5 protein-coding genes and 3 tRNA genes are annotated in these 6197 nt (G+C 51.7%); 7 read left to right on the top strand and 1 reads right to left on the bottom strand.

Going from position 1 to position 6197, the window contains the following annotated elements; translation table 11 throughout:
* Positions 1 to 320 precede the first annotated feature (320 nt).
* The 7 genes from pepT (at position 321) to QZQ29_RS03010 (ending at position 4636) form a co-directional block, all read left to right on the top strand.
* Positions 321 to 1574 carry a peptidase T gene (gene pepT, locus QZQ29_RS02990; RefSeq protein ID WP_296959450.1) on the top strand — a complete coding sequence of 418 codons (1254 nt, stop codon included), beginning with the start codon at positions 321 to 323 and terminating at the stop codon, positions 1572 to 1574.
* A gap of 505 nt (positions 1575 to 2079) precedes the next feature.
* Positions 2080 to 3390, top strand: a complete 1311-nt coding sequence (locus QZQ29_RS02995) for a C1 family peptidase (RefSeq protein WP_296959453.1) — start codon at positions 2080 to 2082, stop codon at positions 3388 to 3390.
* Positions 3391 to 3558: 168 nt separating this feature from the next.
* Positions 3559 to 3630 (top strand): putative holin-like toxin, encoded by a 72-nt coding sequence (locus QZQ29_RS09255; protein WP_366517992.1) that lies wholly within the window; start codon positions 3559 to 3561, stop codon positions 3628 to 3630.
* Between the two features lie 251 nt (positions 3631 to 3881).
* Positions 3882 to 3953 carry a putative holin-like toxin gene (locus QZQ29_RS09260; protein ID WP_366663864.1) on the top strand — a complete coding sequence of 24 codons (72 nt, stop codon included), beginning with the start codon at positions 3882 to 3884 and terminating at the stop codon, positions 3951 to 3953.
* Between the two features lie 367 nt (positions 3954 to 4320).
* Positions 4321 to 4397 (top strand) — tRNA-Pro (locus tag QZQ29_RS03000).
* Positions 4398 to 4402: 5 nt separating this feature from the next.
* Positions 4403 to 4476 (top strand) — tRNA-Gly (locus QZQ29_RS03005).
* A gap of 84 nt (positions 4477 to 4560) precedes the next feature.
* Positions 4561 to 4636: transfer RNA gene (locus tag QZQ29_RS03010), tRNA-Thr, on the top strand.
* A 664-nt stretch (positions 4637 to 5300) separates the two neighbouring features.
* Here the strand turns inward: QZQ29_RS03010 and QZQ29_RS03015 are convergent.
* Entirely contained in the window at positions 5301 to 6065 is a 765-nt protein-coding gene (locus QZQ29_RS03015) for an alpha/beta hydrolase (RefSeq protein WP_296959456.1), read from the bottom strand.
* Positions 6066 to 6197 lie beyond the last annotated feature (132 nt).

Below are 6197 nucleotides of genomic sequence, written 5' to 3' on the forward strand. Positions count from 1 at the left end.
CGTAACGTTGACTTCATACTCATCGCCCGTGAGGGCGACACCTTCCCCTGAGCGTCAGCGAACACAACCCTTCTATACAACCTGCCGCTGTCAGGCGGCCCCAACCTGCGCCGTCAGGCGCGCCCTCCCTTTTTATTTGCCGCGAAGCGGCCACCACAACCCTCAGGCCCGTAGGGCCTGTCAAACCTAAGAACATTCGGGGCGAAAGCCCCGTCAAACTTAAGAACCCTCACGCCGCAGGCGTGTCAAAGCGGCCCTTTGCACATCCTTTCCGTTTGGTATATGATGGAATTATCATAAAAAGTAAGAGGTGGTATCCTTTGGATTTAGATACAGAAAAACTTTTGAAACGGTTTGAAGATTATATTTCCTACAATACCCAGTCCGACGAGGACAATGACCAGGTGTATCCCAGCACGCCGGGGCAGATGGTGCTGGCCAGTCATCTGGCGGAGGAGCTGAAGGCCATGGGGCTCACGGAGGTGAGCCTGGATGAGAACGGCTACGTCATGGCCACCCTTCCGGCCAATGGGGTAAGTGGAAAGACGGTGGGATTTATTTCCCATATGGACACCAGTCCCGATGCCCCCGGCGGCCCCATCAAAAGCCGGGTGGTTCGCAGCTATGACGGGAAGGATATCTGCCTGAACGAGGGAAAGAATATCATCCTTTCTACGAAGGATTTCCCGGAAATCCTGAAATACAAGGGCCAGGACATTGTGGTCACTGACGGCACCACCCTCCTTGGCGCTGATGATAAGGCCGGGGTGACGGCCATTATGGGGGCCCTGGAGTATCTCACAGCCCATCCGGAAGTGAAGCATGGAAAGCTTCGAATCGGTTTTACGCCGGACGAGGAAACGGGCCGGAGCCCTTTGAAATTTGATGTGAAGAAGTTTGGCGCCGACTTTGCATACACCGTGGATGGCGGCGAGCTGGGCGGTCTGGAATATGAAAATTTCAACGCTGCCAATCCGGTGGTCACTATTCATGGCAGAAGCGTCCACACCGGAGACGCCAAGGGTAAAATGGTGAATGCCATTTCCATTGCCTCTGAATGGCAGTCCCTGCTGCCGGAAGGGGAGAAGCCGGAATGCACGGAGGGCAGGGAAGGCTTTTTCCATGTGTACAAAATCTCCGGCTCCGTGGAAGAATGCAGGCTGGATATGCTGGTCCGTGACCATGACCGGATGAAATTTGAAAAGAGGAAACAGTATCTGCTGCGCATGGCCGATTTTCTGAATGAGAAATACGGCGAAGGCACGGTGGAAGTGGCTCTTCATGATGTGTACTTCAATATGCTTGACATCATCCGGGACGGTCATATGGATATTGTGGAACTGGCCAGAAGGGCCATGAAAAAGGTGGGTGTCACGCCAGTGGAGCTCCCCATCCGCGGCGGCACCGACGGCGCCCAGCTTTCCTTCAAGGGGCTGCCCTGCCCGAACCTCTTCACCGGCGGCGCCAATTTCCACAGCCGCTTCGAATACCTGCCCCTTCCCTCCCTGGTCAAAGCCTGTGAGACGGTCATAGAAATCGCCTGCCACGGGTGGGAGATAGGAAATGATAAATGATAAATGATAAATGGTAAATGGTACATGAAGGTGGCGCCTTCGGCGCATCATCACAGCCTTGCTCTCGGCCTGTGCCACATACGTGATGAAAGAGATAGTTGTGCCACCTCAAGGGAAAACGAGAAATTTAGAGGGACCTTCCGATTGTCGGCTGACCGACCCCGGATGACGGTGGGAGGCAGGAAGGGAAGTATGTAACGCAGGCTCCTTTCTCAGAAAGGAGCTGGGCGGAGCCCTGAGGATAGGTCCGAAATTACGCAGGAATACCATTTACTCACATCAGGCCCCTCTGGGGCCTCGGCTTTTCTGCGAAAAGCCTGCTATCCTCCGGCGCTTTCAGCGCCACCCCCTTCCAAAGGAAGGGGGCTAAATACTGCGGCGGAGCCGCCACCACAACCCTCGGCGCCAAAGGCGCCGTCAAACCTAAGAACCCTCCGGCCATAGGCCGGTCAATCTTAAGACCCCTCACGCCGAAGGCGTGTCAATACAGAAAAGAGGAATCCCTATGAAAGATATTTCCCAGGATATGCTTACCAAATTTCATGAGTCCTATGAAGCGGACAAAGCGGCCCAGGTGCTCCATGGGGCCCTGGCCAAGACGAATATGATGGACCTGGCCTACCATCCGATGAAGGGAGCGGCCCTGAAGGGGGCCTTTACGGTGGAGGTGAAGACCCGGGGCATTACGGCCCAGGAGCAGTCGGGGCGCTGCTGGCTTTTTGCGGCGCTGAACATCCTTCGGGAGAAGGTGGCGGAAAAGTGCCATATGGAGCAGTTTGAGCTGTCCCAGAATTACCTTTCCTTTTACGATAAGCTGGAAAAAGCGAACAATTTCCTGGAAATGGTGATTGAACATGCCCATGCGCCGGTGAAGGGCCAGCTCATGCAGTATGTGCTCCGGGGCATGAGCGATGGCGGCTACTGGACGGAAGCGGCGGACCTGGTGGAAAAGTATGGCGTAGTGCCTAAGCAGGTGCAGCCGGAAACTTACCAGTCCGGCCATACGGACCGTTTCGTTTCCGTGATGAACCGCCTGCTCCGGAAGGATGCCATGGAGCTTCGGGCTCTGGTGAAGGCAGGGAAGGATCCCTATGCCAGAAAAGCGGAAATGATGGAAGAAGTGTACAAGGCGGAATGTATTGCCTTCGGCGAACCGGTGCAGCAGTTCGATTTTACCTGGCAGGATAAGGACCATAAGTTTCATGAGGACCGGGGACTCACGCCCCAGGAGTTCTACAGGAAATACGTAGGCATTTCCCTTACGGATTACATGGCCGTCATCAATGAGCCCACCTTTGACAAGCCCCTGGGCCGTGTCATTGCTTTCCACGGAGGCAGCAATATGGCAGGCCGGGATATGAAGGGCTTGAATCTCACCGCCCAGGATATGGAGGCCCTCTGCGTGAAGCAGCTCAAAGCGGGAGAAGCGGTGTGGTTTGCCTGCGACGCCGGTGCGGCGGGTGCCAGAAAGGAAGGGGTGTGGGACCCGGAAAGCGTACGCTATGAAGATCTGCTGGGCGGCTTCTCCACGGATATGGAAAAGGGAAAGCGCCTGGAATACAGCGCCAGCTCCGCCACCCACGCCATGCTTCTCACCGGCGTGCACCTGGATGAAAATGGAAATCCGGACCGCTGGAAAATCGAGAACTCCTGGGGCAAAGACGTGGGAGACAATGGCTATTTCGTGTGCTCAGAAGCCTATTTCCGGGAGTTCGTGTATGAAGCGGTGATCCTGAAGAGCCATTTCACTGAGGAACAGAAGAAAATGATGGAAATGGAACCGGTGTATATCAACGCCTGGGATGAAGATTATTGAAATGAAAAGTCCGGAGAACCCCTGATGGGCTCTCCGGATTTTTATGCGGAATATAAAATGTATCACTGAATCTGCTATAAAATGATATAATAACAGTGGCAGGACAGCTGCTTTGCATTGTGCGGCTTTTTATTCCCCTCAAAATGAAAGTGGAGAGGGGGTGGCACTATGAATATGTACGAAGTATTATCTCTCATGATAGCTTTCGGAATCTTAGTCGCCACAATCATGTCTAAGTAGGACATGAAAAAAGCCTACCCATAGGCTTAAGGAGGCTTTCTTCAAATACTGAAAATGTTGAGAGGGAGCCGTTTCCTTTTGCCCAAGGAATATGCAACGGCTGTCCTGCTGCCATTATTATACCACAAGCTGAAATAAAAAATACAAGAACATTATTTCTTTGTCATATAATATAATCATTTATGGTGAGACAGCTGGCTTATATTGCACGGCTTGACCCCTCAAAATGAAAGTGGAGAGGGGGTGGCACTATGAATATGTACGAAACATTATCTTTGATGATTGCTTTCGGAATCTTAGCTGCCACAATCATGTCTAAATAAGACATGAAAAAAGTCTACCCAGGCGGCGGGAAGCACTGATTAAGTCGCAGAGTCTGATTTTATAAGAATTTTTATGTACTGCTGCGTCATGGAATTCCTTAAATAGCTTGCTATTCGCGTCATTCCATTCCTTGCACTACATAAAAATTCAAGAATAAAATCAGACAACGGCTTAATCAGCGCTTCCCTTGGAAGGCTTTCTTCAAATACTACAAATATTGAGGGAGCCGTTTCCTCGCCAGGAAATATATAAACGGCTGTCTCACTGCCATTACTATACCACAGGCTGAAATAAAAAATATAAGGATATTTTTTCAAAAAGCCCATTGACAGAACAGGGGACTGCTGGTATAATCAATTATGTTGTCGGGGCATAGCGCAGTTTGGTAGCGCACTTGGTTCGGGACCAAGGGGTCGCAGGTTCAAATCCTGCTGCTCCGACCATTTATGCGGGTGTAGCTCAATGGTAGAGCGCCAGCCTTCCAAGCTGGTTACGAGGGTTCGATTCCCTTCACCCGCTCCATTTTTTATCCGCAGCGGCGGATTTTTTTATTAGGAAATTCAGTTTGACAAATGGGGGCCTCTCCTGTAATATATATATGTTCATGCCAGTATAGCTCAGCTGGTAGAGCGGCGCATTCGTAATGCGTAGGTCGCAGGTTCAAATCCTGTTGCTGGCTCCATGAATAAAAGCCTTATATCAATCGGAAATCGGTTGATATAAGGCTTTTTGCATTGCTGTGCTCTATTGTTTTACCATCTGTAGGGGAAGGTGGTGCCGTCAGGCACCAAGGGGGGAGCCGCCTGCAGCGGCTCCTTCCTGCCGACCGGTATTTAACGATAATTGATTCACTATCGTCTTGAACCGAGATCCTTCGCTTCGCTCAGGATGACGAGTGGAAGGCAGGAAGGATAACACGTAACGCAGGCTCCTTTCTCAGAAAGGAGCTGGGCGAAGCCCTGAGGATAGGTCCGTATTTTTATCAAAAGACCTGACGCCCCTATCCTCCGGCGCCTGACGGCGCCACCTCCTTCCTGTGGAAGGAGGCTCTGGCTCTTCGCTATGCCGCAATGGTGACACAAACGCCAATCCCGTAACGCTGATTTCATACTCATCGCCGCAAAGCGGCGATACAACAACCCTCGCAGCCTTAGGCTGCGTCAAACCTAAGAACCTTCGGGGCGAGAGCCCCGTCAAACTTCAGAACCTTCAGCGCCAAAGGCGCTGTCCAATGGCGGCGATACCACAACCCTCAGCCCGAAGGGCTGTCAAACCTAAGAACCCTCCGGCCGACAGGCCGGTCAATCTTAAGAACCTTCACGCCGCAGGCGTGTCAAAGGGCCCCACTATCCATGGAAGAATTCAATAATCTTATGGATGGCCAGCGCCATGTGGTCGGGGTTCTGGAAGGGGTGGTTGGCGCCTTCCACGGGGATGAATTCGATGACGTTGTTTTCCGCAAAGCGGCGGGATTCTTCGATGGGAATCATTTCGTCCTTTGTGCCGTGAATGATGAGCATGTTGTCGGCGTAGTCGAAGTATTCCTGCTTCCGTACGTCGAAGTTCCGGAGGGATTCGAAGAAGGAGGCATCTACTTTCATTTTTCTTTCAAACCCTACGGAAATTTCTTTTCCCTTGGCCAGTTTGTTTTTATCGTCGTCGGAAATATAGCTCATCATGGACTGGTACATGCATACTGCCGGACAGCGGAGAGCAATTTTGGTGAAAGGATTGCCCTGCTGGATGATGTAGCGGAGGGTAATGTATCCGCCGAAGCTGGAAGAGTAGTTATATACCCGTTTGGCTTTCATCACTTCTTTGGCATATTCTGTAACCAGTTTGAGGTAGGTGAGGCATTCGTCTACGGTAAGCTTTTTTCTGGCGTCCATGCCGTGGCAGGGCCAGTCGAAGGCAATGACCGCAAATCCCTTGTACTTGGAGGTGAGATGTTCTCCGAAATGGAGGGTGCCTGCCGTTTCTTTGCTGCTGCCAAAGCCATGGGTGACAATGACCACATCATCAAAGGTACGGGTGCTTTTGTCGCTGTCATTCACAATGAGCCTGCTTCGTATGCTGAAGCCGCCCCGGTTAATATCAAAATGCTTTTCCATTGTATCGCTTCTTCCTTTATGAAATGTACATGAAAAATATAACATAAAAGCGGGCCGGTGGGCTAGTGGGCCGGCTGTCTGCTGTCCGCTGTCCGCTATCCGCTATCTCACTGTCTCACTGTTCCCCCAGCC

The organism is uncultured Dialister sp., assembly GCF_900538805.1.
Taxonomy (GTDB): Bacteria; Bacillota; Negativicutes; order Veillonellales; family Dialisteraceae; genus Dialister.